Below are 25,393 nucleotides of genomic sequence, written 5' to 3' on the forward strand. Positions count from 1 at the left end.
GCATTGGCGATGGCATCGGATTTTTCACACAGCACGGAACTCTCCAACCGGATCGCGGAGGCGCTGGCTTTCGACGACGTGCTGATGGTGCCTGGCTATTCCCAGGTGCTCCCGGCCACGGTGAAAACCGCGACCCGACTCACCCGCAATATCTCGCTGAACATCCCGCTGATCTCGGCGGCGATGGATACGGTGACCGAGGCGCAGATGGCGATTGCCATGGCGCAGCAGGGCGGCATCGGCGTCATTCATAAAAACTTCACCATCGAGGAGCAGGCCGCCCAGGTCCGCAAGGTGAAGAAGTTCGAGAGCGGCATGGTGGTCAATCCGCTGACCATCTACCCCGACCAGACCCTTGAAGACGCCCGCGCGCTGATGGCCCAGCACAATATCTCCGGCTTTCCGGTGGTGGAGCGCGACGGCAAGCTGGTCGGCATTCTCACCCATCGCGATATGCGCTTCGCCACTGACCTGAACACCAAGGTCTATGAGCTGATGACCCGCGAGAATCTGGCGGTGGTCACGGCCGGGGTGTCCTCCGAGGAGGCGCGCGCGCTGCTGCATAAGCGCCGGCTGGAGAAGCTGCTGGTGGTGGACGAGAAGTTCCACTGCGTCGGGCTGATGACGGTGAAGGATATGGACAAGGCGCAGGCCTATCCGCTGGCCAATAAGGACGAGCTGGGCCGGCTGCGCGTGGCCGCTGCCACCGGCGTCGGCGCGGATGGCATGGCCCGCGCCGAGGCGCTGATCGAGGCCGGGGTGGATGTGGTGGTGGTGGACACCGCCCATGGCCATTCGGACGGGGTGCTGAAGGCGGTGGCGCGGATCAAACAGGCCTCCAACGCGGTGCAGATCATCGCCGGCAATGTGGCGACCCCCGAGGGCGCGCAGGCGCTGATCGATAGCGGCGCGGATGCGGTCAAGATCGGCATCGGGCCGGGGTCGATCTGCACCACCCGCGTCGTCGCCGGGGTCGGTGTGCCGCAATTCACCGCGGTGATGGAAACCGCCGCCGCCTGCCGCAAGGCCGGGGTGCCGGCGATTGCCGATGGCGGCATCCGCGCCTCGGGCGACATGGTGAAGGCGCTGGCCGCAGGGGCCGATGCGGTGATGGTCGGCTCGATGCTGGCCGGCACGGATGAGGCGCCGGGCGAGGTGTTCCTGTATCAGGGCCGGTCCTATAAATCCTATCGCGGCATGGGCTCGCTGGGGGCGATGGCGCGCGGCTCGGCCGACCGCTATTTCCAGCAGGAGATCAAGGACAGCCTGAAGCTGGTGCCGGAGGGCATTGAGGGCCGGGTGGGCTATAAGGGGCCGATGGCGGCTGTGGTGCATCAGCTGGTTGGCGGCTTGCGGGCTGGCATGGGCTATACCGGCAGCGCGGATATCGAGGCGCTGCAAACCCAGACCAAGTTCCGCCGCATCACCGGCGCGGGATTGCGCGAAAGCCATGTGCATGACGTGGCGATCACCCGCGAGGCGCCGAATTATCGCCAGGACGGCTGAAAAACCTCTTTTTTGAGCGGAGTTTTTTGACGGGTGTGGGGGTGTTTTTTCAAAAATGCCCCCACCTCCTGCCCCGGTTTTTAATGAAAAAGCCGCCTGCAGGCGGCTTTTTCATGGGCAGTATGCGGATGAACGGCCTTTCATGAAACAGGCAGGATCATCCGCGGCATTTCCCAAACTCCGAAATTTTGCTGGCCTGACAAGAATTTGTCTGAATCTGACTCCGCCCTGTCAGAGAGCAACCCGTCATTTCTAACATCCGGCTTGCCGCGCTTTAATCGCTCGGCCCTTTTTCCGCCCCACTCAGCGCCCAGATTCGATTTGCTAAACGAAAGATCGTGATCCCGGTTCGTTTATTTGAACCCGCTTCCTGCCCGATGGTGTGGCGGCGTTGGTCCGGTCGAACTCAACAGCAAGGAGAATGACCATGAAATACGGTTTTATGGCTGGCATGGCCGCGAGTTTGATGATGGGCGGGATGGCGCTGGCGCAGAGTGCAACCTACTCGCAGAGCACCACCACCACGACCAGCGCGCCGGCGATGAGCGCGCCCGCCCCGGTGGTGCCGCCCGCCCCCGGCACGCTGAGCACCACGGAAACCACCAAGGCCACGGATGGTTATGGTAATTCCTACCAATCCACCAAGACCACCTACGGCAACGTGAACGGCGCGGCCTCCGACAGCACGATGACGACCACCAGCGTGCCGACGCAGACCTATTATTCGAAGAAGACCACGACCACGACCACCAGCGGCAACGATTAAGGCGAGGGCGATATGAAAAAATTCAATATCGCGCTGGCGATTCCGATGATCGTGGCGGCGGGCGCGCTCAGCGCCTGCGCCGATAATCCGCCGCAGACGACCACGACCACCACCGAGACCGTGCAGAGCGCGGGTCAGGTGCAGCCTCAGCCGGCGCCGATGCTGCCGCCCGGCAGCACCACGACGACCCAGACCACGCATGCGGTCACCGTCCCGGCGCAGTGACGCCTGGGCCTCATCTAACGTCACGTTAGAAAACGCCGGGCGGTCCGCCGCCCGGCTGGTTTCATGAACAGGAGCTTTCAAATGCGCTTGGCAAAACCGATGATTTTCAGCGCGATGCTGTTGGCGGCGCCGCTGGCGATGGCGCAGAGCGCGCCGCAGAGCATGACCGGCGCGCGCCCGGGCAATGATATCGGCCCCCGCTCCTCGCTGCCGCTGTCGCCCAAGGCCAGCAACATCAATGGCATGGATACGAAATCCACCATCGCGCCGACGCCGCCCGCCCCTCAGGTCGGCCCGGATGCGCGTGTGGCGACGCTGCTGATGAGCGCCAACCAGTCTCTCATGCACCATCAGACCGGCACCGCCGACGAGGCGCTGGAACGCGCTGAGACCAACATTCTGCAACGCAGTGTCATCGCCACGCGCGCCAATGACCCGAGCCAGGACCCGGTGGTGGCGCAGATCGAGCAGGCCCGCCAGGCGATCGGCCGGCACGACCTGCAGGGCGCGCAGGCGACGATCCAGCAGATTTTGGGCAGCAATGCGCCAGAGCTGAGCCTCTAACCTCAGCTCATTGCCTCTGGCCGCCGCCGCCGCGCACCGTTAGGCTGGCGGTATGGAGACCGCATGGGCGCTGAATGCGCAGGGCTTGAGTAAATCCTTCGGGCGCAAGGTGGTGGAGGGGCTGACCCTGACCATCCGCCCGGGGGAATTCTATGCGCTGCTCGGCGCCAATGGTGCGGGCAAGACCACGACATTGCGGATGATCGCCGGGCTGACGCCGCCCGATGCCGGGCGCATCGAGGTGTTCGGGCGCGATGTGGTGAGCGACCCGCAGGGCGCGAAGGCGATCATGGCCTGGTTGCCGGATGAGCCGCTGCTCTACGACAAGCTGAGCCCGCTGGAATATCTGGAATTCATCGCCGGGCTCTGGCAGGTGCCGCCGGCGCTGGCCCGCAGCCGGGCCGATGAGCTGCTGGAGCTGCTGGGCCTCTGGCCGCACCGGGCCGAGCGCTGCGAAGGGTTTTCGCGCGGCATGAAGCAGAAGACCGTGCTGGCCGGCGCGTTGATTCATGATCCGAAACTCATGCTTCTGGATGAGCCCTTTACCGGGCTGGATGCCGGTTCCGCCCGCCTGGTGAAAAACCTGCTGACCAAACATGTCGAGAATGGCGCGGCGATTATTCTCACCACCCATATTCTGGAGGTGGCCGAGCGGCTGGCCAGCCGCATCGGCATTCTCGCCGGCGGCCGGCTGGTGGCCGAGGGCGGGCTGGAGGCGTTGCGCGGCCATGCCGGGTTTGAGAGCGGCACGCTGGAGGATGTGTTCCTCCAGCTCACCGCCGGCTGATGTTCAACCCGCCCGGATTTCTCTGGCTGCTGCGCCATGAGCTGAAGGTGCTGTGGCGCGGCTCCATTCTGGTGCGCACCCATCGTTATGTGCTGGTGCCGGCCAGCATCGTGATTTTGATGTTTCAGGCCTTCGGCGTGCTGGTCGGGCGTTTGATCGTGCGCCATCCGGTGGCGCCGGAGATCATGCTGCTGGCGCTCAACATCAATCTCGCTTTTCTGTTCGTGCTGATGTTTTCGCGCGCGATGATGGCCTGCATCGATGTGCTCTATGCGCGTGGCGATGCGGATTTTCTGCTCGCCTCGCCGATTGCGCCCAGCCGGGTGCTGGCGGTGCGCATGCTGGGGGTGGCGCTGAGCATCCTGGCCCCCTGGCTGCTGCTGGCGGGGATGCTGGCCAACGGGCTGATTATTTTCGGGCAGCTCTGGGCCCTCGCGGTCTATCCGATGCTGCTGGCCGAGGCGGTGGTGGTGGCGGCTTTGGCCTTCGCGCTGGTGGTGTTGCTGGTCGGGCGGATCGGGCCGATGGCGGCGCGCCGGGCCGGGCATTCCTTGGCGCTGTTCACCGGGGTCGGCATCTTCATTCTCGGCCAGACCCCGCATTTCGTCGCACATGCGGCGCTGGCGCGGTTCTGGTCCGGGCTGTTGCCGGGGCCGGGCGGGGGCGGGCTGGCTTATCTGTTCGCCCGCGGTCTGCTGGGTCAGAAGGGGCCGCTGCTGGCGGCGCTGGCGCTGGCGGCGCTGGTGTTCTGCCTGGTCTGGGTGTTCCTGGCCGGGCCGTTTGCGCGCGGGGCGATCAGTGCGGCCAGCTACCGGCCGGCGGGGCGGGAAGGGGCGCAGCAGGCGCGCTTCCGGCACAGCGCCTTCGCCAGCCTGATGGCCAAGGACCGCCGGCTGCTGGCGCGCTTTCCAGGGCTGGTCTCACAGATCGCCTATCGCTCCCTCACCTTGATCCCGGTGGTGGCGATTTTGCTCGGCAAGGTGGCGATCGGGCTGCCCGTCACGGTGCCGTTACTGGTGTTTCTGGCCGGGCAGCTCGGGCTGTTCTTCATCTCGGTGCTGGCACAGATGAATGACATGCCGGCCCTCATCGCATCGGCCCCGGTGGCGGCGCGGGCGCCGCGCCGTGCGGCGTATCTGGTCTGCGCGCAGACGGCTTTGGCGATAATCGGCCTGCCGGTTGTGGCGGTGCTGGTGAAAGCCCCAACGCTGGCGCCTGCGATGCTGCTGGGGATTGGCGCTGCGTTGGCCAGCAATCTCTGGCTCGGGCGCCGTCTGCCGATTCCGCTCAGCCGGGCGGCCTTTGGCAAAACCCAGGTCGGCACGCTGTTGGGGCTGGTTCTGGGGGTATCGATCAGCGCCGGCTGGGCGCTGGCGGCCTGGCTGGTGGTGGAATTCGCCTGATGAAGATTATGCGCTGGGCGGCGGGTCCAGGAATTCCAGCCCGACGGCATTGCCCCGGCTCCAGACCCGGCGCGCCCGGCGTGCCGGCTGTTCGCCGACCTGGATCTTGAACAGATCCGGCACCTGCACCACCGCGCTGGTCTCGATCCGCGCGCCATTGTCCGAATATTCCATGATCAGGCAATCATAGACGGTGGGGCTGAACATGCCGACATAAAGTTTCGCCCGGCCGAGCACGCGCTGGCGCGGCTCCTTGCGTTTATCTTCGGGTTTCAGCGCATCGAGCGGCGGCAGCTTTGACATTGCAGGAAAAGCCAGGATGTTGAGACGGCTGGCCTACATGCAAACACAGAGTCGCGCAAGCGGGTTGTGGATAATCCGCTTGTTTCCAGGGTGTTAAATGATTGTTAGTTTTGTTCGCCGATCGGCAGATTATCCAACAGGCGGACATGCCCGAGTTTTGCTGCCGCGATCAGCCGTGCCGGCGTCTGCAGCGCGGCGATCGGCTCCAGCGTCTGCGCCTGCACCAGCGCCACATAATCGGGCACCATGCCGGCGGCGGCGAGTTCCATTCGGGTGTGATGCAGGATCGCGGCCGGCTCCTTGCCGTGCAGCAAATATTTCACCGCATGCTGCAGGGCGGCGTGCAGCTTCGGCGCGGCGCGGCGCTCCTCCGGGCTGAGATAGGCGTTGCGCGAGGACAGCGCGAGCCCGTCCGCCTCGCGCACGGTGGGCACCGGGACGATGCGCACCGGCAGCAGCAGATCCGCCACCATCCGCCGCACCACTTGCACCTGCTGCCAGTCCTTCTCGCCGAAAAACGCCGCCTGCGGGCGGATCTGGCCGAATAGTTTGGCCACCACCGTGGCCACGCCGTTGAAATGGCCGGGCCGGGTGGCCCCCTCCCAGCGCTGGCTGGGGCCGGCGACATGGATGCTCGTCGCCCCCTCGGCCGGGTACATCTCCTCGACGCCAGGCATCCAGACCAGCTTGCAGCCGGCCGCTTCCAGCTTGGCGATGTCCCCGGCCTCGTCGCGCGGATAGCGGGCGAAATCCTCCTTCGGGCCAAACTGGGTCGGGTTGACGAAAATGCTGGCAACCGGGGTAAGGCCGGCTTCCCGCGCCGCCTCCACCAGCTTCAGATGCCCGGCATGCAAGGCGCCCATGGTGGGGACGAAACCGATATCGCCCAGCGTGGCGCGGGCGGCGGCGAGCTCTTCGAGAGTCCTGGCGATGATCATTTGGCGCGGCTTTTCAACATTTTTTGTCACTCGTCCAGCCCTGGGCAAGCTGGGAGGGGGAGGTTAGATAGGGCAACATGAACAGTGCCACGAAACCCTGGATAAAATCTGAACAGAAGCGCGGATTTCGTGCGGCGAATTTATCCTTTCTTTTCGGCGCGTTGGGTGTGGTCTGCGGGATCATCCAGGCCGGGGCGGCGGCGCGGCTGCTCGCCTCGCTGCTGCATGTGCAGCGCGGCGGGATTTCAGCCAGTATCTCCGGGCTGGTCTTCGCGTTGGCGGTGTTGGCGCGCGCCGGGCTGCAATTGCGCAATGAGCGGGGGAATTTCGAGCTGGGGGCCGCCGCCCGCCGGCGGCTGCGCGGCCAGGTGCTGAGCGCGCTGCTGGCGCTGGGCCCGGCCGGCTTGCGCGGGCGCCATTCGGCCGAGCTCGCCGCCAGCGCGGTGGACCGGGTGGAGGCGATGGACGGGTTCCACGCCCGCTGGGTGCCCGCCACGGGCATGGCGATCATCGGGCCGGGGCTGATCGGGCTGGTGGCGCTGCTGCTGGATTGGCGCAGCGGCTTGATCCTGATCATCGCCGGGCTGTTCGTGCCGTTCGCCATGGCGGTGGCCGGGATTGGCGCCGGCATCGCCGCGAAAAAGCAGTTTCTGGCGATGACCCGGCTGCAGGTGCGTTTCATGGACCGTATTCGCGGCATTTCGACCATCGTGCTGGCCGGGCGCGGCGAGGATGAGGCGCTGGCGCTGGCCGGCGCGGCGCGGGAGCTGCGGGAGCGCACCATGCGGGTGCTGCGGGTGGCGTTCCTGTCCTCGACAGCGTTGGATCTGGCGGCGGCGGCGGCGCTTATCTTGATTGTGGTGCGGTTCGCCCCGGCCTTGCACGGCGCGCATGAGCTGGCGCCGACCGCCTTGTTCCTGGTGCTGCTGGTGCCGGAGTTTTTCGCGCCGCTGCGCGCTTTCGCGGCGGTCTATGGCGACCGCATGGCGGTGGAGGCGGTGGCCGAGGAGCTTTCCACCCTGCCGGATGCCCCGGCCCCGGTGCCGCCGGTCGAGATACGCTCCGTCGCCGCGCAGGGCGTGACGCTGGCATTCGAGCATGTCTCCTATGGCTGGGAGCCGGCGCGGCCGGTGGTTGAGGATCTCTCCTTCAAGGTCGGGCGCGGCGAGATGCTGCTGCTCACCGGCGCCTCGGGCACTGGCAAATCCACCATCATCGACCTGATTTTGGGCTTCCTGGCGCCGCAGGCCGGGCGCATCACCATCAATGGCGCGGTGCTGGAGGATCTGGTGCCGGCGGCGCGCACCCGGATGCTGGGCTGGATCGGCCAGAAGCCGGTGATTTTCGCTGGCACGATCGAGGAGAATATCCGCTTCGCCAACCCCGCCGCGAGCGAGGATGAGCTGAAGGATGCGATCCGCAACGCGCATCTGGAGGAGCTGGTGGCGGCACTGCCGCAAGGTGTGCGCACGCCGTTGGGCGAGGGCGGGTTCGGTGTTTCCGGCGGGCAGGCGCAGCGCATCGCCATCGCCCGCGCCTTTCTGAAGGATGCCCCCTTGCTGCTGCTGGATGAGCCGACCTCGCATCTCGACCCCGCCGTGGAGCGCGATATTCTGGAGAGCCTGAAACATCTCGCCGCCGGGCGTACCGTGGTGCTGGCCACCCATTCCACCCAGGCGCTGGATCTCGCCAAGACCATCGGCGCCAAGCGGGTGGATCTCGATGCCTTGCGCTATGCCAGCTGGCGGGGGGCGCAGGCATGAGCCCGCTGTCGCGCGTTACCGGCCTTTGGCTGCGTCATCCGGGCTGGCTGGCGCTGGCCGTTTTGCTGGCGCTGGCGGCGCTGCTGGCGGCGATCACCATGATGGGCCTCTCCGGCCATGCGCTGGCGCTGGCCATTGCCGGCTTTGCGCTAACCGTGCCGGCTCTGCTCTCCTGGATGGGCGTGGCCCGGGTGCTGTTGCGCTATGGCGAGCGCGTGGTCGGGCATGAGGCGATTTTCCGGGCGCTGGGCGATCTGCGGATCTGGCTGTTTCGCGGGCTGGCGCGCAGTGCCGCCGGCGGGCTGGGGCTGCGCCGCTCGGGCGATGCGCTCTCCCGGCTGGTGAATGATGTCGACACGCTGGACGGGCTGTTCCTGCGGATTTTCGTGCCGCTGCTGAGTGCGCTGGTGCTGCTGCCGGTGCTGGGCTGGGTGCTGTGGGCCGAGCATGGGCTGGCGGTGCTGGCCTTGCTGCCCTTTGCCGTCGTGGCCTTTTATCTGCCCTGGCGCGCGGCGCGGGCGGCGCAGGCCAATGCCGCCAAGGCCGGGCTGGCGATGGCCGGCTTGCGCACCGCCGCCCTGGATGCGCTGCACGGGCTGCGCGAGGTGAAAATCTTCGCCGCCGAGGGCCGCATGCTGGCCGAGGTGCAGGCGCGCGAGGCGCAGCTTCTGGCCGCCCAGCGCGAGCTGGTGGGCGAGGGGGCGCGGCTGAACGCCATCGCCTTCATCGCCGCCCAGGCCGGCATTCTGCTGGCGATCATTCTTGGGTTTTTCGGCCTGCCGATCGAGGCGGTGGCCGCGGTGCTGGTGCTGACGGCGGGGTTTGAGGCGGTGATCGGCCTGCCGCGCGCCGGGCTGCTCTATGGCCAGGCGAAGATGGCGGCGATTCGGGTGGTGCAGGCGGCGGATGCGCCAGCACCGGTGCCCGAGCCGGCAACGCCGATGGCGATGCCGACACGAAATGCCATCGCCTTCGAGCATGTGAGTTTCCGCTATGGCGCGGACCGGCCCTTCGTATTCGAAAACCTCTCTCTGCAGCTGCCGGAAGGCTCGCGCACCGCGATATTGGGGCCGTCGGGGGCGGGAAAATCGACCATCGCGGCGCTGATCCTGAAACTGATCAAGCCGGTCTCGGGCCAGATCCGCTTTGGCGGGGTGGATATCGCGCAATTGCCGGCCGAGGCGCTGCGCCACCGCATCGCCTATCTCGGCCAGACCACGCATCTGTTTGCCGACAGCATCCGCAATAATCTGCTGCTCGGCGACCCGGCGGCGGATGAGGAGCGGTTATGGGCGGCGCTTGAGGCGGCGCAGGTGGCGGATGTGGTGCGCGCGCTGCCGGAGGGGCTGGAGAGCTGGCTGGGCGAGGGCGGCACGACGCTCTCCGGCGGGCAGGGGCGGCGTCTGGCGCTGGCCCGCACGCTGCTGATGGACGCGCCGATTATTCTGCTGGACGAGCCCTGCGCCGGGCTGGACGCGGCGACGGAGCAGGAATTCTTCCGTGTGTTCAACGCCGCCACGGAAGGGCGCACCGTGTTGCTGATCCTGCACCGTCTGACCGGGGTGGAGCATCTGGACCGGATCTGGCGGTTTACCGGTGGCACGCTGGTGGCGGCGGCTGGTTAAACCATTGTTTTAAAAAAATTTTTTGCTGCCGCTTTTTTTCAAAAAAGCGGCGAAAAACGCCGGGGCTTATTGAGAGACGCTTTCACACCCCGGCGCCAAACCGCCCATCAAGCATACCCATTCGCCCTGGCCATGGCGACCAGCCCCATATCCAGCGTGAACACCAGCGGCAATGCCGCGCACATCAGCAGCCCATGGGCGCCGGGGAAATGCAATGCCACGGCCAGCACCAGCAGGGTCAGCGCCAGCATCACCGCGGAGAACACCAGGGCGCGGTGACCGCTGGCATCCACCGGATCGCGGCGCCCATAAAGCGCGGTTTTGCCGTTCACCGCATGGTTGGTGAGGACCAGGGCAAAAATGCCCTCCGCCAGCATGACCGGCGGCAGAATTTGCATCGGCCAGCGCAGGCGGGGCAGCTCATGATGCAGGTTGAGCAGGAAATCATAAGAGAAATGGAAGGAGATCGGCACGATGAGGGCGAGCAGGATCAGCCGGCTGTCGGTGCCGCCTTTCTGCTGCCAGGCCAGGGCCATGAAGCTGCCCATGGTGAAGCCGAAAATCGCGTGCATCGGCACGGCGGTGACGGCGCGCACCAGCCAGACGCCAAAGCCGCCATGCACCACGTAGAGCTTGTTCTCCAGCACCGCGAAGCCGAGCGAGCAGCCCACCGCGATGAGAATGGCGATGCCGGGGCCGATCTCGTTCAGCTCCTTTTTGCCGAAACGGCTGACGGCGGCGAATTTCACCAGCTCCTCCGGCACCGCGGCCAGCAGCAGGGCGCCGACCGCCGCATGCGCCACCGGGGACAGGCCGCTCTCCGGCACCAGCCCTTCCAGGATTTCGATGATCAGCGCCAGGATGGCGAAGCGCGCGCCGAGCTTGAACATGCGCTTGCGCGTTGCCTTCGGCAGCCGCACATTCACCTTGATCGAGGCGATTTCCCAGATGAACAAGGCGGGCAGGGCGGCGATGAACAGGCTCAGCATGGCGCCTCGGTTGCGGATTGTTGCGCGATAGAAGGCTGTTGCGTCCGTTTGCGCAATCGTCCGCTATTCATTTTTTCTTGAAGCGCGCGAAAAAACGCTTATTATATCTGATGCGCGGTCGCCTCAATGAGGGGCCGGGCGCTCATACGGTTCGCCGTTTCGGGGATCGCAGGAGCTTTCCACAGAAGTTGTTTTTCAACCTTGCTTTTGAAGGAGGTTACTCATGACCTATGATTTCGCGCCTTTGTTCCGTACCGCTGTCGGGTTCGATCGTCTTGCCCGGCTCGTGGATACGTTGCCGCAGGATTCCGCCAGCTATCCGCCTTACAATATCGAAAAGACCGGCGAGGATTCCTACCGGGTCAGTCTCGCCGTGGCGGGTTTCGCGCCGGAAAATATCGAGGTCACGGTGAAGGATAACGCGCTTCTGGTCGCAGGCCATCTGGCCGAGGAGGCGAAGGGCGAGTTCCTGCATCGCGGTATCGCCACCCGGGCCTTCCAGCGCCGGTTTGTGCTGGCGGAGCATATGGTGGTGGATGGGGCGGAGCTGAATAACGGCCTGCTGAATGTGAGTTTGCGCCGGGTGGTGCCGGAAAGTGCCAAACCGCGCCGCATCGAGATTGTCACCGCCAAGGCTGCGCCGCAGACGGTAGAGACACCGGCCCTGCCACACGCCGCGTAACAGCGCAAAAGTTTAAGGGGGTTTGGGGGATTTTTTCAAAAATCCCCCAACTCTTGTACAAATAAAAAAGGGCCTTTCGGCCCCTTTTTTACTCCGCCATTGCCGAGGCTTCGGAGCGCGTCGCACCCACGCGGGCCGCCAGCGAGGAGGCCAGGAACGGGTCCAGGGCGCCGTCCAGCACCGCAGCCGGGTTGCCGCTTTCATGGTTGCTGCGCAGATCCTTCACCAGCTGGTAAGGTGCGAGCACATAAGAGCGGATCTGGTGGCCCCAGCCGATATCGGTTTTGGCGGCCTCGGTCGCGGCGGAGGCGGCTTCGCGCTTCTGCAGCTCCTGCTCATACATACGCGCCTTCAGCATGTTCATCGCGGTGGCGCGGTTGCGGTGCTGGGAGCGGTCGGTCTGGCAGGCGACGATGATGCCGGTCGGGATATGGGTGATGCGGATCGCCGATTCTGTCTTGTTCACGTGCTGGCCGCCGGCACCCGAGGCGCGGAACGTGTCCACTTTCAGGTCGGCCGGGTTGATCTCGATCTCGATCGTGTCATCGACCACCGGATAGACCCAGACCGAGGCAAAGCTGGTCTGCCGCCTGGCATTGGCATCGAAGGGGGAGATGCGCACCAGCCGGTGCACCCCGGCTTCGGTCTTCAGCCAGCCATAGGCGTTGGTGCCGAAGATCTGGATGGTCATGGATTTGATCCCGGCCTGTTCGCCCTCGGATTCTTCCATGATCTCGGTCTTGAAGCCCTTGCGCTCGGCCCAGCGCAGATACATGCGCGCCAGCATCTGGGCCCAGTCCTGCGCCTCGGTGCCGCCGGCGCCGGCATTGATTTCGATGAAGGCATCCCGGCTATCGGCCTCGCCGGAGAGCAGGGATTCGATCTCCTTCTCCTTGGCGGTGGCGGCCAGGCGCTCCAGCGTGGCGATGCCGTCTTTGACCATGCCCTCATCGCCCTCGGCCTCGGCCAGCTCGATCAGTTCGAGCGTATCCTTGGTTTCGGTTTCGATGGCATTCACGCCCTCGACCATCGAGGCGAGGCGGTTGCGCTCGCGCATCACCGCCTGGGCGGCTTCGGCATCGTTCCAGAGATTCGGGTCTTCGGCCCGGTGGTTCAGCTCAGCGAGCTTTAGGACTGCGGCATCCCAGTCAAAGATGCCTCCTCAGCAGGGCGACCGAGCGGCCGATCTGCTCATTCAGTTGGATGGATTCAGCGGACATTGCGCGGATATACGCGCATGGCGGGGGAATTGGTAGAGGCCTGGCTTGCCAAGCCGGTCGCCGGTTGCGATGCAGGCGCGCATGAAATCCGCCCTGCTGGTCGTCCTTACCGCACTGCTGTTCCGGCTGATCCTGGCCGGGTTCTCCGGGCTGGGGATCGATGAAAGCTATATGGTGGCGGCGAGTTCGCATTTCGCCGCGTCCTATTTCGACCATCCTTTGGCCTCCTGGTGGCTGGAGCTGGGGGCGCGGCATCTGTTCGGGTCGGCGGCGCCGATTGTGGTGCGGTTGCCGTTTGTGCTGCTCTCGGGCATCGCCTCCTGGCTGCTTTATCTGATCACGGCGCGGCTGTTTGGCGTGAGGGCGGCGTTCTGGGCGGTGCTGGCTTACAGCCTGTCCCCGGTCTTTTCCCTGGCTTTCGGGACCTGGGTGCTGCCGGACGGACCGCTGAATACCGCGCTTTTGGCGTTCCTTTACGCGCTGATCCACGCGCTGGGGCTGCCGGAGGGCAAGCCAGCGCCGCGCTGGTGGCTGGCGGCGGGACTGTTCGCCGGGCTGGCCATGCTCTCCAAATACAGCGCGGCGCTGGTGCTGACGGGTGCCGCGCTGGGCGTGTTGCTGGACCCTGTGGGCCGGCGCGCTCTGGCGCGGCCCTGGCCGTGGCTGGGTGTGGTGCTGGCGCTGGCGCTGTTCGCGCCGGTGGTGGTGTGGAATGCCCAGCATCATTGGGCGAGTTTTGGCTATCAGGGCGGGCGGGCCGAGGGTTTGCGGATCCGGCCGCTGATGCCGCTTTCCATCTGGGGCGGGGAGGCATTGTTCGTGCTGCCCTGGCTTTGGGCGCCGATGGTCTGGCTGCTGGTCCGCGCCTTTCTGGCGGGGTCGGCGGCGCGGGTCTCCTGGCTGCTGGGCTGGGCGGCGATCATCCCGGTGCTGCTATTTGCCGTGGTCGGGTTCTGGTCCTCCACCCATATTCTGTTTCATTGGGCCGCACCCGGCTATCTGATGCTGTTCCCGCTGCTGGGGGACTGGGCGACGCGCCGCTCGGTTCGGATGCTGCGGATTGTGGCCGCCATCACTGGCGGGTTGCTGGTGGCGGCGTCCTTGATCATCGTGGCGCTGGTGCAGTTCGGGCTGCCGCCTTTACTGGCGCACAGCTTCAAGCCGGGCAAATCGCCGATGCTGCAGGCGGTGGACTGGACCAGCATCGGCCCGGCGCTGCCGCCGGGGATCGCCGCGGTTGCCGCGCAGCGCTGGTTCGATGCCGGGAAGATCGGCTATGCGTTGCGCCGCGACGGGATCGCGCTGCCGGTGACGGTGTTCGGGCCGGAGCCGCACCAGTTCGCGTTCACGACGCCGCCGGAGAGTTTGCTGGGCAAGGATGTGCTGATCATCGCGATGCCGGGCGCGTTGATGCAAACTTATCAGCGTTTCGCGCCAGATTTTGCGAGTCTGAGGCCGGGGCCGGTATTGCCGGTGCTGGATCACGGCCAGATGCTGCTGGCGATTCCGACATTCATCGGCACCGATATGAAGAAAGCGCCGCAGGCGTAAAAATTTCCGGGGCTTTTTGCAGGCGCGGCTGAGGGTTCGAGGCTCAGGCTTTTTTTGATATCCACGCTTTTACAGCGCTTTATTTTATCGGCCGCGCCAGGCGTACCGCCGTGTGTCCGTGGCTTACCTTCAGGCTCGGCATGATCATGATCAGATCATCCTCCGGCGTGCGGATTTCGGCATCGCCGTCATGCGCGATCAGCGTCCCCGCCTGCGCGATCACCTCGCCCCCGACAAAATCCCGCACGAAGGCAAACCGGTTGGTCCGCGCGGTGATCACGCTCACCACCTCGGCGAAGTGCGATGACGGCGTCGGGGCCGGTCCTTCGATCATCCCGGCATGGCGCAGCAGCGCCATCACGCTTGCCCGGCTCTGCGCCACGGCGCTGTGGCGCCAATGCGGCCCGGCCTCCACCAGCAGGCAGGCGGCGCCGTTGGGGCTGGCCTCGGTGAAGCGGCCATAATCGATCAGCCTTTTGCCGCCGGCATGGCCGGTATCGGCCACCACCAGCCCCGGCGTGCCCACCGCCTGGCCCAGCGCCCGCCCGCGCGGCCCGGCGCCGCAAAGCAGCACCGGCATCGAGGGCCAGAGCATGGAATGCAGGTCCAGCAGCATGTCGGCCGAATCGATGATCGGCTTGATCTCCCGCGCCCGGTCCAGCTCCGCCGAGCGGCGCACCCCGAACAAAGCGAAATCATCCCAGACCCGGTTCATATCCTCTTCGACATAGCGCGAGGCGATCGGGTTGGCGGCATCGAAACGGGCATAGGCGGCGAGGTTGGCGAAGCCGAGCGTGAGCTTGCCGCAAAGCGGGGTGAAGCCGCTCTCCAGCAGCTCTTTCAGCACGATGGCGCCGGCGAACTCATTGCCGTGGATTAACGAGACCAGCACCACATGCGGGCCGGGGCGGCCGGAATCGCGGCAGGTGAAGCCTTGCACCCCGGTATTGCCCTGCAAATGGGCGGATAGATCCGGCGGCGGAATGTCCACCGTGAAGAAGGGCAGGTCATTCGGCAGGGCGGGGGCGGAGCCTGTCGTCATGAACAGCACTCTAGCGAAGCCGGAGGCCGGCGCAATCCGGCCGGGTTGACGGGCGCGCGCGCACCCCGCAAAGCCCAGCGCATCATGCTTGACGCGCGCATCATCTGTACCGATCTGGCCGGGCTGAAATCCCAGGCGCTGGGGCTGGCCGAGGCGGCCGGGCTGGCGGCGGAATTCCGGCCGCTGCGCTTTCGCAACGCCTGGGCCCATATCCCCACCAATTTCTGGTTCAATCCGCGCTGGGCGGTGGCGCCGGCGCTGTTCGCCGGGCCGCTGCCGCCGGTGGTGATCGGCGCTGGCGGCGCCGGGGCACGGGTGGCGGCGGCCTTGCGGTCGCGCGAGGTGAAGGCGGTGTGCATTCAGCATCCGCGCATGGCGCTTTCAAAGTTCGATGCGATTCTGGCCGGCCGGCATGACGGCATCGCGGGGCCGAATGTCATCGTCACCCGCACCGCCCTGCACCGCGTGACGCAGGCGCGGCTGGTCGCGGAGAGAGCGATCTGGGCGCCGCGTTTCGCGCATCTGCCCCGGCCTCTGGTGGCCGTGCTGCTGGGCGGCTCCAACGGGCGCTATAAATTCGAGGCCGCCGAGGGCCAGGCGCTCGCCGCCCAGCTGGCGGCGCTGGCGCGGCAGGGGGCGGGGCTGATGATCACGCCCTCGCGCCGCACCGCGCCTGAAGTGGTCGCCAGCCTGCGCGCGGCGTTGGAACCGCTGGGCGCCTGGATCTGGGATTTTACCGGCGAGAACCCGTATTTTGGCATGCTCGCCTGCGCTGATGCCATCATCGTCACCGCCGACAGCGTCTCCATGGTCTCCGAGGCCGTGGCCACCAGCGCGCCGGTCTTCCTGGCGCGGCTGCCGGGCAAATCCGCGCGCATCGGCGCCTTCATGGACGCTTTGGTGCGGGATGGCCGGGTGCGGGATTTTGCCGGGCGGCTGGAGCTGTGGGATACAGCCCCCCTGGATGACACGGAATGGGCGGGCCAGGAGCTGCGCCGGCGCCTCGGAGTTTAGTGAATGCTGGATATCGAGACTTTCGACAATCTGCGCGGCGGCAATGTCGTCTATAAGGCGCTTTCGCATCCTCTGGCGGCCAAGGCGCTGGCCGCCCTCGCCGCGCGCGCCGGGGCGGTGGCCTTGTTCGACCCGGACGGCATCGCCGGCCCGCTGCTCGCCCTGTGCCCGGATTTCGAGATCGAGGGGCTCTATGTGCAGGACACGCTGGCGCTGGGGCAGCCACGCGCCGGGCATATCGCCCGCCCGTTGACCGAGCTGCCGCAGGCGCGGGTGAGCACGGTGCTGCTGGCCGCCTTCGATGCCGCCAAGCGCGCCCAGCATCTGCACGCACTGCTGCCGCCAGGGGCCGAGCTGGTGACGCTGGATGCGGTGAAGCTGCCGGAAGCCTGGCTCTCCGAGCCGAAGCGCTATCTGGAGCCGCGCAATTTCGCCACCAATTTCGTGTTTTTCCGCGATGATGACCGCTTCGCCACCCGCCTGACCACGGCCAATTACTGGGCCGGCTATGGGGCGAAGGAGGTGCTGTTCCAGCATATATTGTTCGGCCAGGGCGGGCAGATCCTCGCCGAATGGTCACAGAGCGCGCCGCCCGGCACTGGCGGCTATGTGCTGGATAGCCGCGAGATCCGCGCGCGTTTTCGCCTGAAGCCGTTCATTGGCCAGCTTTTCATCCACGCCATCGGTGTGGCTGGCCATGATGTGGTGAAATACGCGCTGGATACCTACGCCACGGATAACGGGGCCTCGCTCTCCTGCACCCATGACGCCAATGCCTGGCCCTCGGCGCGTTTCGCCGGGCTGCCGGCGCCGCGCGCGGATGAGCGGGTGATCCTCTGGGTCCAGAACAGCCATGCCGTGCCGATCCCGGCCGGGGATTTCGCGCTGGACCGCATGGGCGCCGATGCCCCGGTGGCGCTGGCCGAGGAGATCCCGCCTTTCGCCACCCGCGCTTTGGATGTGGCCGAGCTGTTTCCGGATCTGCGCTGGCCCGCCCAGTTGGAGGTGTTGGCCGGCCGCCATGTGGTGCGCCCGCGCTATGAGGTGGTGCGCGATGGGCGCACCCGCATCGCGCATGTGAATGTCGAGCGCGCGGATCTGAAACCCGATCCCGGCATCAAGGCCCTGCATCCGGCGATGGGGCGCGGCTTCCTGCTGCCTTTCCCGATCCTGCCGCGTGGGCGTTTCCGCACCATCGCGCTGCCCACCCCGATGGTGGAGACCGAGCGCGACATGCCGCTGCGCCTGGATGTGTTCGCGCCGGATGGCCTCAAGATCGCGGATAAATTCCTCGGCCGTTTGCCGCGCGACCATGATCTCGCGGTGGATCTCGACGATGTGCTGGCCCCGGACGCGCTGCCCGATGGCGGCCATGCCGAGCTGGTCTATGATTTCCGCGAGGGCGGTGAGGCGGATGGCTGGCTGCACGCGCTCTTCCGGTTCGAGGACCGCGCCAACTTCCATGCGGCGGAGAGCAGCTTCGGCGCGCATATTTTCAACACGCTGATGGTCTATAAGAACGAGCCGCAGAGCTATACCGGCAAGCCGCCGGGCCTCTCCACCAGGCTGTTCCTGAAGCTGGGCTTTGGCGGGCGCGAGAGTTTCTGCGTGCTGATCTACCCGGCCTCCGGCCCGTGGCTGGCAAGCTCCAGCACGGCGCTGGAACTCTATGATGGGCAGGGGGTGAAGCTGGAGACGGCGCAGCTTGCCATCGCTTGTTCCGGTTCGCAGATCGTCAGGCCGCGACAGCATTTTTCGGAAGCGTCGCTGAGTGCGGCGGGCGAGACCGGCTATGTGCTGATCCGCGATGTCACCTGCCGGCTGTTCGGGTTCCATGGGCTTGAGGATGCGTCCGGCGGTTTTTCGCTCGACCATATGTTCGGCTTCTAACAAACGGCTCACAAATAATTTAGAGCAAAAGTTTTGGGCGGAGGCGGCAGAGATTCCGCCTCTGCGGCGCAGAGATGGAAAGCCGCCGGAGCGGGCGGCCCTTTTTTCAAAAAGGGCGGCAAAACGTTTGGGGGTGGTGAGCCGCTTGAACGCCACCGTCCATTGAAAAATTTCAAGAAAAATAAAGGGGAATTTCAACCGCGAAAGCCACCCCAACCACGGCCGCGCTAACGCCGCCATGTCATTCCCGTCATCTATGGAGGCCATCGCTTGAAGCCAGGCGCGCGGGGCCAAAATCTGCCCGGCAACAATATTTGCTCAAGGGGTTCTGCAATGCCGTATATCCTGCTCTGGCTGCTTGGCATTCCGCTGCCGATCATCATCATCCTGCTCCTGCTCTTCCACTGAGGAGATCGCAATGAGCGAGGTTTACGCAACGCCGGTTGAGACCGCGGCGCCGGTTTCGAGCCAGTCCGCTGTGTCCTGGGCGGCTATTTTCGCGGGCGGTGTCGCCGCCGCGGCGATCGCCATCATTCTCACCATCCTTGGCGCCGGTCTTGGCCTCGCTTCCGTTTCTCCCTGGGCTGGCCAGGGCGTTTCGGCGGTGGGCTTCACCATCATGGCAGCGGTGTGGCTGATCATCGTGCAATGGGTGGCGTCGTTCTTCGGCGGCTTCATCGCCGGGCGGCTGCGTACCAAATGGGTGGCGGTGCATACCGATGAGGTCGGCTTCCGCGATACCGCGCATGGCTTCCTGGCCTGGGCGGTGGCGCTGCTGATCACGGTCGGCGCGCTGGCCATGGCCGGCTCGAACGCCGTCCGGCTCGGTTCCGATGCGGCCTCCAAGGCGGCGGACACCAAGATCGCCCAGACCTATTATCTGAGCGAGTTGCTGCGTCCGGCGCCGTCCGGCAGCGGCGGTACGGCTGCCGGGCTGTCCCTGCCGGGCATGACCCCGCAGCAGATCCGCGACGATGCCAGCGCGGTGCTGACGCAATCCGCCGTCATCGGCAACGCCCCGCAAGCCGACAAGGATTATCTGGCGACGTTGGTGATGGCCGCGACCGGCATGGACCAGGCCTCAGCCCAGGCCCGGGTGAATGACGTGCTGACGCATGAGCAGGCCGACATCACCAAGGCCAAGCAGGTGGCCAATGCGGCGCGCAAGAGTGCTGCTGCGGCGGCGATCTACACCTTCTTCTCGGCGCTCATCGGTGCCTTCATCGCCGCTGTCGCCGGGGCGATCGGTGGGCGCATCCGGGATTGGTATTAACGCAAAATCTCTGGGGTGTTGGCGCGGTGTTGCCAACATCCCAGACGCTTGTGGGGTGTTTTTGAAAAAACACCCCACACCCCTAAAAACTTTTGTCAGGGCTGGCGGGTCATCACCAATTGGTTGGTGTTGTAGCCCAGGGCCGCCACGCGGTTGATCAGCATGCGCATCGCCGCCGGATCCAGATGCGGTGTGCGCGCCAAGATCCAGAGATAACGCCCGGACGGGTCGCCGACGATTGACCAGGCATAATCCGGCGCATGGTCCAGCACCCAGTAATTGCCGAAATAAAACGGGCCGAAAAAGCTCACCTTCAGCTTGGCGCCATCGGAGCCGGGAACGATTTTGGCGGTGCCATGCGCCACCTGTTCCTTGCCGTCCGGCTTGGTGCAGCGATTGACGATGGCGATCTTGCCATCCGGCCGCAGGCTGTAATCGGCGGTCACCGCCGCGCAGTTTTTCTCGAAGGACTGGTCGTAGCGCGCCAGCTCATACCAGCGGCCGAGATATTCATGCAGCGCAACCGGCTTCAGCGGCTCGGGCACATGCGCATTGCCGACCGGATGGCGCGTGTAAAGTGCGGCGCAACCGGCCAGCGCCAGCACCGGCAAGGCGAGCGCGGCAACGCGCAACGCCGTGGAGGAAGATGAGCGGGACACCGCCATGGAAAATCACCCTTCTGCAGTAACAGAGATCACATGGGTGCGGTGGGCGGGGGCGTCCAGCCCGGATCAGGCGGGCTGGGAGATCATGCGGGCCGGCAGCGTGGCGGCCTCGCCCAAGGCCCGCCACACCCCGCCGCGCAGCACCTCGCTGGGGTGGAACTTCGCCTTGTAGGACATCTTGCGGCTGTCCTCGACCCAGTAGCCGAGATAGACATGCTCAAGGCGCAAGCTCACCGCCCGGCGCGCCAGCCAGATGATGGCGTAGGTGCCGAGCGAGCGGGCGTTCATCTCGGTCTCGAAGAAGCTGTAGACGGCTGAGAGCCCGTCCCCCAGCCGGTCGGTCAGGCAGGCGCCGACCAGCTGGCCGCTGGGCAGGCGGAATTCCACCAGCGAGGTCTCGATCGGCGTGTCCTCGACCATGGCGCGGTAATCATAGAAGCTCATGGTCGACATATCGCCATCGCCATGCCGGGCCTGCTGATAGGCCTGAAACAGCGCATATTGCTCGGCGGTGGCCCGCGGCGGCATTTCCTGCACCAAGAGATCGGCATTGCGCTTCTCAATGCGCCGCTGGGTGCGGTCCGGCTCGAATTCATGCGCGCGGATGCGGATCGGCACGCAGGCATTGCAGCCGGCGCAGACCGGCGCATAGGCGATATTGTGGCTGCGCCGGAAGCCGCCGCGGCTCAGGCGGTCATGCAGCGTCTCGGCGGAGACGCCGGCAAGCTCTGTCACCACCTTGCGCTCCGTCCGGCCCGCGACATAGGGGCAGGGCAGCGGCGCCGTGGTGTAGAAGAAATGCGGACGTCTGGCGGGCTTGAAGCTCATTCGAATGATATGTTTGGGTCTGGGCGTGGCCGCGTCAATACGGAATTTGGGTCACACGCATCAGGGTGAGGCCGCTGAGCATGTCATGCGCCGCGCGCCGGCGTGGATTGAGGAAGGCGAGCAGGAAAGGCAGCCCGGCCAAGGCGAAGCTGAGCCAGAGCAGCAGCGTCCAGACAAAGGCCTGGGCCAGGCTGGGCGGCGCGAAATTCGCGTCCTGGCGGACTGCGATGCCGGTCAGGCGCTGGCCCGGCGTGGCGCCGGTGCCACCGATCAGCAGCGTGTAATAAACCAGCGGCAGCCAGGGCAGGATGTGAAAGGCGATCCAGCCGAACCCGAAGGTGAGCACCCCGAAGATCGCGATGGCGAAGACCATCGCCCAGCCGAACAGCGCCATGCCGATCATATCGAGCAGCAGGGCGGCGCAGCGCCGGGTGATAACGCCGTGGAACTGATGCTGCTCAGGCGAGGGGGGGTAGTAAAGGGTCTGGCTCATGGTTTGAATCTGCGCCGTTTCGCGCCCCCAACGCAAGCGCGCTGATGCCGCACAGGCATGCGGCGAGCAGCGGCGCGTCGATAAAGGCCCGGTGCCAGGGCGAGAGCAGCAACAGCGGCGCCAGATAGGCGGCCATTCCCAACGCCACCCAGCCCTTGCCCGGCCGCGCCTCCAGCGCCAGCGCCAGCGCGGCCACGACAGCGATACTGTCATAGGCATAAGCGTGCGGCTGCGCCAGGAAGCCCGCCACCAGCGTGACCGCCACCGCCAGCCGGTAGGGGGCGCGCCTGGCCGCCCAGATCACCACCCCGGCCATCGCCAGCGCGCACAGCATCTGCACCGCCCAGGCGAAGCCGATGCCGCCGCCCAGCGCGACGATGTTCGCCGAGGGGGTGATCAGGATATTGAGATTGAGCGTCTTGGCGGCGTGAAAATAGCTGTCCTGATAGGCCGGCAAGGTCTGCCACCAGAGCCGCCAGAGCCGCGCCGGGTAGATCACCGCGCTGGCCCCGTTCAGTACCAAAGCGGTGAGGCAGGCGGCCAGGATGGCTTTTGCCTCGCCGCGTGCGAGCAGGAAAAACGGCAGCATCACGCCCAGCTGCGGCTTCAGCGTCAGCAGCCCGAACCAGAACCCTGCCAGCAGCGGTGCGCGCGGCAGCGCCGCGAAGCCGGCCAGCAGCAAGGCGGTGGTGAACAGCCCGGTCTCGCCGGTGGCCAGGCACAGCAACGCCGCCGGGCTGGCCAGCAGGGCGGCCAGCACCGCTCCCGCACGCCCGGGAAAGGCCGCGCGGCAGGCCAAGGCGAGCGCGACGATCCCCAGTGCCGCCCAGACCAGCGCCGCCGGGCCGAAGGGCAGGGCCCGCAGCCAGGAGAGGGCCAGCAACAAGGTCGGTGGGTAGAGATAGGGGTAGAAGCTATGGAACCCGGCATAAAGCTGCTGCTCGAAGGCCTGCAACGCCGCGCTGTCATAAAGCCCCGCCGGATCATGCGCCGCGATGAAGCGTGGATAGGCCCAGAAGGCCATGAAATCGCTGTTCAGCCGCCCTGGGGCGGCAATCAGCGACACCAGCATGAACAGGCTGAGCCCGCCGCACAGCGCGATCATCACGGGAAGATAGGGGCCGGTTGTGGCGCGCTGGCGCATCATCTATGCCCTTAGGCCAGGAATTTGGCGTGGTCGAGAGAAGGAGTAGGTCATGGCGCGGTCGGGGTCGGTCAATTATCTGTTTGGCACGCGCTTCTATAAGATGGCCTTTGTCGAGTTCGGCAATCCCGCCGCCCCCGCGGTGGTCTGCGTGCATGGCCTCACCCGCAATGGCCGCGATTTCGACCAGCTGGCCGAAGCGCTTTCTGATCGTTTCCATGTGATCTGCCCGGATCTGCCAGGGCGCGGCAAATCCGAATGGCTGCCGGACGGTCTGGCCTATCAGCCGCCAACTTACGTGGTGGCGCTGGCGCATCTGCTGGCGCAGATCAACAAGCCGGTCGCCTGGGTCGGCACCTCTCTGGGCGGCATTTGCGGCATGATGATCGCCGCCGCCCAGAACACCCCGATCACCCGGCTGGTGCTCAACGATATCGGCCCGCATATCCCCGCCGCCTCGCTGCAGCGGATTCGCGATTACATGATGGGCGCGCCGGAGCGCTTCACCTCGGTGAAGGATCTGACCGCGCATCTGCGTGAAATCCATGCCCCGTTTGGTCTGCTCTCGGACGCGGAATGGGCGCATCTGGGCCGCTTCTCCGCCCGCCAGGTGCTCGACCCCACCGGCGAGGGCAAGACCACGGCGCTGCATTACGACCCGAAAATCATCGACCCGATCCGCGCCACCGTGCCGCTGGATGTCGATATGTGGCCGATCTGGGAGCATATCCACGCCCCGCGTCTGGTGATTCGCGGCGCCCAGAGCGATCTGCTCCTGCCCGAGACCTATGAGCGGATGCAGGCCGAGGGCGCGCAAGGCTATGTGGTGCCCGATGCCGGCCATGCCCCGGCGCTGATGGATTATGAGAGCCAGGCGCGGATCAAGGCGTTTCTGCTGGAAGGCTGAGCCTTCGCCTTACTTGCGGGTTACGGTTTTGTGGCGCGATTGATCGCGCCGCCGCAGGCTTTACATAAAGCCGATGGTTGACCGGATTTTCGACCGCGCGCATCTCCCGCTGGTCAAGAGAGCTTTGATTTCAGCCGTGCAGAGCACCGCCTCCCAGCGCGTGTCGCTGGTCGCGGCGGGCTGCGCGTTTTACGCGACGCTGGCGTTGTTCCCGACCATCACCATGCTGATTTCGCTCTACGGGCTGGTCTTCAATCCGGCGACCGTGCAGCCGCAGCTGCATTATCTGCAAAGCTTCATGCCGCCGGATGTGTATTCGCTGATCTCGCAGCGCATTCAGGATGTGGTCTCCACCCCGGCCAAGGGGCTGGGCGTGTCCTTTGCCATCTCGCTGCTGCTCTCGCTCTGGTCCTCCTCCACCGGCACCAAATCCGTGATCAACGCGCTCACCCTGGCCTATAATGAGCGCGAGACAAGGGGTATGATCAAATTCCAGCTGGTCGCGCTGGGAATGACCTTCATCGCCGTGCTGGGCACGGCGTTCGCCATCGGCTTCCTGGTGGCGCTGCCGTTGGCGATCGCGTTTCTCGGCCTGCCCTCCAGCCTGAAATTCCTGGTCGGGCTGATCAGCTTCGCGGCGATGATCGCCTTCATCGTGGTCGCACTCGGCCTGCTCTACCGTTTCGGCCCGGCCGGGAACCGCCGGACCTTCTATGCGCCGGGGGCCGGCATCGCCACAGTGGCGTGGCTGGCGGTGTGCTGGGGGTTCGGGCTTTATGTCGGGCATTTCGCCGCCTACAGCGCCACTTACGGGCCGCTGGCGACGATGATCGGCCTGATGATGTGGTTTTATATCTCGGCCTATGTCGTTCTGTTCGGCGCTGAGTTCAACGCGGCCCTGGACCGCGCCTGGCGCCACCGGCTGGGGGGCGGCATCAAAGCGCGTGCAGGAACCCCGCCCGCAACAGCATCTGCACCGCCGCCGCGATAATAAACAGCAGCACCACGGCGCGGAACAGTTTCGGCGGCAGCGCATCGCGTAGCGGCCGCCCGGCCAGAATGCCGGCGATCACCGGCAGCGCGGCGAGGGCCGAGATCACCAGATCGCCCCGGCTGGCATGGCCGGACTGGCCGAACACCGCGATCAGCACGGCGATGGAGATCACCAGCACCAGCGCGATTTCCTTGGTGAAGCGTTTACCGGTGGCGCCGGTGGCGATCAGATAGGTCGCCAGCAGCGGCCCCGGAATCGCCGAAACCCCCTCCATCAAGCCGCTGACAAAGCCGGCCAGCAGCCCGGTCAGCCCGGCGGATTTTTTCGGCAGGCTGAATTTCGGCGCGAACAGCAAGGCCAGCGCCGCGATGATCAGGATGATCCCGGCCAGCCCCACGGCGAAATGCGCCGGAATCGCGAACAGGATTTTCACCCCCAGCGCGATGCCCAGCACCGCGCCGATGACCAGCAGGGCGATCGATTTCAGCGCCGCCCCGGTTTTGCCGCCTTCCAGCGCCTGCGGGATATTGCCGAGGATGATCGGCAGCGAGAGCAGCAGCACCACCTGCTTGACGCTGAGCAGCCCGGTGAGCAGCGGGATCGCAATCAGCGGCACGCCGATGCTCACCACCCCCTTCACCAGCCCGCCGACGAACAGAGCCGCCAGTACGAGCAGCCAGCCTTGGGCGGAAAGCCCGGAGAGGGTCGGCCAGAGCAGCCCATGGGCCAGGGCGAGGTGTAAATTCAGCATCCGCGCCGGGTAGCCCGGGCGCGCCACGTTGGCAATGCCGGCCGGTTGATGCTACCCGCGCGGCTGTGAG

The 25,393-nt window shown here is 65.9% G+C and carries 26 protein-coding genes; 16 read left to right on the top strand and 10 right to left on the bottom strand.

The annotated features are described in order from the left end of the window. Positions 1-9 precede the first annotated feature (9 nt). From guaB to ACZ46S_RS01940, 6 genes are all read left to right on the top strand, one after another. Positions 10-1,506, top strand: coding sequence for an IMP dehydrogenase (gene guaB / locus ACZ46S_RS01915; RefSeq protein WP_295739045.1), 1,497 nt, complete (start codon positions 10-12; stop codon positions 1,504-1,506). 427 nt (positions 1,507-1,933) lie between these two features. Then, positions 1,934-2,272 (top strand): hypothetical protein, encoded by a 339-nt coding sequence (locus ACZ46S_RS01920; protein WP_464063148.1) that lies wholly within the window; start codon positions 1,934-1,936, stop codon positions 2,270-2,272. Between the two features lie 12 nt (positions 2,273-2,284). Beyond that, positions 2,285-2,497 (top strand): hypothetical protein, encoded by a 213-nt coding sequence (locus tag ACZ46S_RS01925; protein ID WP_464063149.1) that lies wholly within the window; start codon positions 2,285-2,287, stop codon positions 2,495-2,497. 81 nt (positions 2,498-2,578) lie between these two features. Next, the gene (locus ACZ46S_RS01930; RefSeq protein ID WP_464063150.1) at positions 2,579-3,061 is read left to right on the top strand and encodes a hypothetical protein; all 483 of its coding nucleotides are present in this window, start codon (positions 2,579-2,581) and stop codon (positions 3,059-3,061) included. A 52-nt stretch (positions 3,062-3,113) separates the two neighbouring features. Continuing rightward, positions 3,114-3,848 carry an ABC transporter ATP-binding protein gene (locus ACZ46S_RS01935; RefSeq protein WP_464063151.1) on the top strand — a complete coding sequence of 245 codons (735 nt, stop codon included), beginning with the start codon at positions 3,114-3,116 and terminating at the stop codon, positions 3,846-3,848. Then, entirely contained in the window at positions 3,848-5,251 is a 1,404-nt protein-coding gene (locus ACZ46S_RS01940; protein WP_464063152.1) for a hypothetical protein, read from the top strand. The genes ACZ46S_RS01935 and ACZ46S_RS01940 overlap by 1 nt, the downstream gene beginning before the upstream one ends. Positions 5,252-5,257: 6 nt before the next feature. On the opposite strand, the gene ACZ46S_RS01945 is transcribed toward ACZ46S_RS01940, so the two are convergent. Further along, a complete protein-coding gene (locus tag ACZ46S_RS01945) occupies positions 5,258-5,554 on the bottom strand; it encodes a PilZ domain-containing protein (RefSeq protein ID WP_295739034.1) in 297 nt (98 codons plus the stop codon). A gap of 104 nt (positions 5,555-5,658) precedes the next feature. Further along, positions 5,659-6,492 carry a pantoate--beta-alanine ligase gene (panC, locus tag ACZ46S_RS01950; protein WP_464063153.1) on the bottom strand — a complete coding sequence of 278 codons (834 nt, stop codon included), beginning with the start codon at positions 6,490-6,492 and terminating at the stop codon, positions 5,659-5,661. Positions 6,493-6,569: 77 nt separating this feature from the next. On the opposite strand from panC, the gene cydD reads away from it, so the two are divergent. Both cydD and cydC read left to right on the top strand, forming a co-directional pair. Beyond that, positions 6,570-8,255 (top strand): thiol reductant ABC exporter subunit CydD, encoded by a 1,686-nt coding sequence (gene cydD / locus ACZ46S_RS01955; RefSeq protein ID WP_464063154.1) that lies wholly within the window; start codon positions 6,570-6,572, stop codon positions 8,253-8,255. Next, the gene (cydC, locus tag ACZ46S_RS01960; protein ID WP_464063155.1) at positions 8,252-9,880 is read left to right on the top strand and encodes a thiol reductant ABC exporter subunit CydC; all 1,629 of its coding nucleotides are present in this window, start codon (positions 8,252-8,254) and stop codon (positions 9,878-9,880) included. The genes cydD and cydC overlap by 4 nt, the downstream gene beginning before the upstream one ends. Before the next feature lie 107 nt (positions 9,881-9,987). Here the strand turns inward: cydC and ACZ46S_RS01965 are convergent, their stop codons facing one another. Then, complete coding sequence (locus ACZ46S_RS01965) at positions 9,988-10,869, bottom strand: PrsW family glutamic-type intramembrane protease (RefSeq protein ID WP_464063156.1); 882 nt, start codon at positions 10,867-10,869, stop codon at positions 9,988-9,990. 223 nt (positions 10,870-11,092) lie between these two features. On the opposite strand from ACZ46S_RS01965, the gene ACZ46S_RS01970 reads away from it, so the two are divergent. Next, a complete protein-coding gene (locus tag ACZ46S_RS01970) occupies positions 11,093-11,551 on the top strand; it encodes an Hsp20 family protein (RefSeq protein WP_464063157.1) in 459 nt (152 codons plus the stop codon). Positions 11,552-11,639: 88 nt separating this feature from the next. Here ACZ46S_RS01970 and prfB read toward each other — a convergent pair. Beyond that, a protein-coding gene (gene prfB, locus ACZ46S_RS01975) for a peptide chain release factor 2 (protein ID WP_295739024.1) occupies positions 11,640-12,771 on the bottom strand; the annotation gives its coding sequence in 2 pieces (ribosomal slippage) (positions 11,640-12,701 and positions 12,703-12,771; 1,131 coding nt in all). Between the two features lie 81 nt (positions 12,772-12,852). Here prfB and ACZ46S_RS01980 point away from each other — a divergent pair. After that, positions 12,853-14,322 (top strand): glycosyltransferase family 39 protein, encoded by a 1,470-nt coding sequence (locus ACZ46S_RS01980; protein WP_464063158.1) that lies wholly within the window; start codon positions 12,853-12,855, stop codon positions 14,320-14,322. Between the two features lie 79 nt (positions 14,323-14,401). Here ACZ46S_RS01980 and ACZ46S_RS01985 read toward each other — a convergent pair whose 3' ends face one another. Then, entirely contained in the window at positions 14,402-15,364 is a 963-nt protein-coding gene (locus ACZ46S_RS01985) for a M14 family metallopeptidase (protein ID WP_464063159.1), read from the bottom strand. Between the two features lie 84 nt (positions 15,365-15,448). Here ACZ46S_RS01985 and ACZ46S_RS01990 point away from each other — a divergent pair, with 84 nt between their 5' ends. From ACZ46S_RS01990 to ACZ46S_RS02005, 4 genes are all read left to right on the top strand, one after another. Beyond that, the gene (locus ACZ46S_RS01990; protein ID WP_464063160.1) at positions 15,449-16,378 is read left to right on the top strand and encodes a mitochondrial fission ELM1 family protein; all 930 of its coding nucleotides are present in this window, start codon (positions 15,449-15,451) and stop codon (positions 16,376-16,378) included. 3 nt (positions 16,379-16,381) lie between these two features. After that, positions 16,382-18,268 carry a hypothetical protein gene (locus ACZ46S_RS01995; RefSeq protein ID WP_464063161.1) on the top strand — a complete coding sequence of 629 codons (1,887 nt, stop codon included), beginning with the start codon at positions 16,382-16,384 and terminating at the stop codon, positions 18,266-18,268. A 270-nt stretch (positions 18,269-18,538) separates the two neighbouring features. Then, entirely contained in the window at positions 18,539-18,676 is a 138-nt protein-coding gene (locus ACZ46S_RS02000; RefSeq protein ID WP_464063162.1) for a hypothetical protein, read from the top strand. Positions 18,677-18,686: 10 nt separating this feature from the next. Continuing rightward, positions 18,687-19,541 carry a hypothetical protein gene (locus tag ACZ46S_RS02005; protein WP_464063163.1) on the top strand — a complete coding sequence of 285 codons (855 nt, stop codon included), beginning with the start codon at positions 18,687-18,689 and terminating at the stop codon, positions 19,539-19,541. Positions 19,542-19,636: 95 nt separating this feature from the next. Here the strand turns inward: ACZ46S_RS02005 and ACZ46S_RS02010 are convergent, their stop codons facing one another. The 4 genes from ACZ46S_RS02010 to ACZ46S_RS02025 form a co-directional block, all read right to left on the bottom strand. Next, on the bottom strand, positions 19,637-20,206 hold the full coding sequence (locus ACZ46S_RS02010; protein WP_464063164.1) for a lipocalin family protein: 570 nt from the start codon (positions 20,204-20,206) through the stop codon (positions 19,637-19,639). 66 nt (positions 20,207-20,272) lie between these two features. Then, a complete protein-coding gene (locus ACZ46S_RS02015; protein ID WP_295739010.1) occupies positions 20,273-21,034 on the bottom strand; it encodes an arginyltransferase in 762 nt (253 codons plus the stop codon). 34 nt (positions 21,035-21,068) lie between these two features. Then, positions 21,069-21,527: an RDD family protein gene (locus ACZ46S_RS02020; protein ID WP_464063165.1), complete on the bottom strand. Its 459-nt coding sequence runs from the start codon at positions 21,525-21,527 to the stop codon at positions 21,069-21,071. Beyond that, entirely contained in the window at positions 21,493-22,674 is a 1,182-nt protein-coding gene (locus ACZ46S_RS02025) for a glycosyltransferase family 87 protein (RefSeq protein WP_464063166.1), read from the bottom strand. The genes ACZ46S_RS02020 and ACZ46S_RS02025 overlap by 35 nt, the downstream gene beginning before the upstream one ends. A 49-nt stretch (positions 22,675-22,723) precedes the next feature. Here ACZ46S_RS02025 and ACZ46S_RS02030 point away from each other — a divergent pair, with 49 nt between their 5' ends. Further along, positions 22,724-23,578 carry an alpha/beta fold hydrolase gene (locus ACZ46S_RS02030; protein ID WP_464063167.1) on the top strand — a complete coding sequence of 285 codons (855 nt, stop codon included), beginning with the start codon at positions 22,724-22,726 and terminating at the stop codon, positions 23,576-23,578. 73 nt (positions 23,579-23,651) lie between these two features. Beyond that, complete coding sequence (locus ACZ46S_RS02035) at positions 23,652-24,569, top strand: YihY/virulence factor BrkB family protein (protein WP_295739002.1); 918 nt, start codon at positions 23,652-23,654, stop codon at positions 24,567-24,569. Here the strand turns inward: ACZ46S_RS02035 and ACZ46S_RS02040 are convergent. Then, a complete protein-coding gene (locus ACZ46S_RS02040) occupies positions 24,514-25,323 on the bottom strand; it encodes a sulfite exporter TauE/SafE family protein (protein WP_464063168.1) in 810 nt (269 codons plus the stop codon). The genes ACZ46S_RS02035 and ACZ46S_RS02040 overlap by 56 nt on opposite strands. Positions 25,324-25,393: the final 70 nt, after the last annotated feature.

The organism is Acidocella aluminiidurans (assembly GCF_055383125.1).

Bases quoted from the DNA above. Each gene is read 5' to 3' on its own strand.
- ACZ46S_RS02010 (WP_464063164.1), bottom strand. From the start codon at position 20,206: ATGGCGGTGTCCCGCTCATCTTCCTCCACGGCGTTGCGCGTTGCCGCG.
- ACZ46S_RS01990 (WP_464063160.1), top strand. From the start codon at position 15,449: ATGCTTGACGCGCGCATCATCTGTACCGATCTGGCCGGGCTGAAATCC.
- ACZ46S_RS02020 (WP_464063165.1), bottom strand. From the start codon at position 21,527: ATGAGCCAGACCCTTTACTACCCCCCCTCGCCTGAGCAGCATCAGTTC.
- ACZ46S_RS01985 (WP_464063159.1), bottom strand. From the start codon at position 15,364: ATGACGACAGGCTCCGCCCCCGCCCTGCCGAATGACCTGCCCTTCTTC.
- ACZ46S_RS02030 (WP_464063167.1), top strand. From the start codon at position 22,724: ATGGCGCGGTCGGGGTCGGTCAATTATCTGTTTGGCACGCGCTTCTAT.
- panC (WP_464063153.1), bottom strand. From the start codon at position 6,492: ATGATCATCGCCAGGACTCTCGAAGAGCTCGCCGCCGCCCGCGCCACG.
- ACZ46S_RS01930 (WP_464063150.1), top strand. From the start codon at position 2,579: ATGCGCTTGGCAAAACCGATGATTTTCAGCGCGATGCTGTTGGCGGCG.
- ACZ46S_RS01980 (WP_464063158.1), top strand. From the start codon at position 12,853: ATGAAATCCGCCCTGCTGGTCGTCCTTACCGCACTGCTGTTCCGGCTG.
- cydD (WP_464063154.1), top strand. From the start codon at position 6,570: ATGAACAGTGCCACGAAACCCTGGATAAAATCTGAACAGAAGCGCGGA.
- ACZ46S_RS01935 (WP_464063151.1), top strand. From the start codon at position 3,114: ATGGAGACCGCATGGGCGCTGAATGCGCAGGGCTTGAGTAAATCCTTC.
- guaB (WP_295739045.1), top strand. From the start codon at position 10: ATGGCATCGGATTTTTCACACAGCACGGAACTCTCCAACCGGATCGCG.
- ACZ46S_RS02040 (WP_464063168.1), bottom strand. From the start codon at position 25,323: ATGCTGAATTTACACCTCGCCCTGGCCCATGGGCTGCTCTGGCCGACC.
- ACZ46S_RS01995 (WP_464063161.1), top strand. From the start codon at position 16,382: ATGCTGGATATCGAGACTTTCGACAATCTGCGCGGCGGCAATGTCGTC.
- cydC (WP_464063155.1), top strand. From the start codon at position 8,252: ATGAGCCCGCTGTCGCGCGTTACCGGCCTTTGGCTGCGTCATCCGGGC.
- ACZ46S_RS01940 (WP_464063152.1), top strand. From the start codon at position 3,848: ATGTTCAACCCGCCCGGATTTCTCTGGCTGCTGCGCCATGAGCTGAAG.
- ACZ46S_RS02005 (WP_464063163.1), top strand. From the start codon at position 18,687: ATGAGCGAGGTTTACGCAACGCCGGTTGAGACCGCGGCGCCGGTTTCG.
- ACZ46S_RS01965 (WP_464063156.1), bottom strand. From the start codon at position 10,869: ATGCTGAGCCTGTTCATCGCCGCCCTGCCCGCCTTGTTCATCTGGGAA.
- ACZ46S_RS02015 (WP_295739010.1), bottom strand. From the start codon at position 21,034: ATGAGCTTCAAGCCCGCCAGACGTCCGCATTTCTTCTACACCACGGCG.
- ACZ46S_RS01945 (WP_295739034.1), bottom strand. From the start codon at position 5,554: ATGTCAAAGCTGCCGCCGCTCGATGCGCTGAAACCCGAAGATAAACGC.
- ACZ46S_RS02035 (WP_295739002.1), top strand. From the start codon at position 23,652: ATGGTTGACCGGATTTTCGACCGCGCGCATCTCCCGCTGGTCAAGAGA.
- ACZ46S_RS01970 (WP_464063157.1), top strand. From the start codon at position 11,093: ATGACCTATGATTTCGCGCCTTTGTTCCGTACCGCTGTCGGGTTCGAT.
- ACZ46S_RS01920 (WP_464063148.1), top strand. From the start codon at position 1,934: ATGAAATACGGTTTTATGGCTGGCATGGCCGCGAGTTTGATGATGGGC.
- ACZ46S_RS02025 (WP_464063166.1), bottom strand. From the start codon at position 22,674: ATGATGCGCCAGCGCGCCACAACCGGCCCCTATCTTCCCGTGATGATC.
- ACZ46S_RS01925 (WP_464063149.1), top strand. From the start codon at position 2,285: ATGAAAAAATTCAATATCGCGCTGGCGATTCCGATGATCGTGGCGGCG.